Below are 318 nucleotides of genomic sequence, written 5' to 3' on the forward strand. Positions count from 1 at the left end.
GTCGGCGCCCAAGGACAACTGGTGAGGCGGCAGTGCGGCCCGCCACGGCAAGGAGGGTCGAATGCTGAAAGAATTCCAGGAGTTCATTTCCAAGGGCAATGTGATGGACCTGGCCGTCGGCGTCATCATCGGCGCCGCCTTCGGCAAGATCGTCGATTCCTTGGTCAACGACATCATCATGCCGATCGTCGGCGCGATCTTCGGCGGGCTGGACTTCAACAATTACTTCTTCGGGCTGTCCTCCAACGTCCATTCGGCAACGCTGGCTGATGCCAAGAAGGAGGGCGCGGTGTTCGCCTATGGCAGCTTCATGACCGT

1 protein-coding gene is annotated in these 318 nt (G+C 59.7%); it reads left to right on the plus strand.

The window, feature by feature from the left end:
* Window positions 1-61 precede the first annotated feature (61 nt).
* A partial coding sequence (gene mscL, locus EOA27_RS40300) for a large conductance mechanosensitive channel protein MscL (RefSeq protein WP_127259175.1) occupies window positions 62-318 on the plus strand: 257 nt, incomplete at its 3' end.

It is taken from the genome of Mesorhizobium sp. M2A.F.Ca.ET.037.01.1.1, assembly GCF_003998075.1.
In the GTDB taxonomy this organism is placed as follows: Bacteria; Pseudomonadota; Alphaproteobacteria; order Rhizobiales; family Rhizobiaceae; genus Mesorhizobium.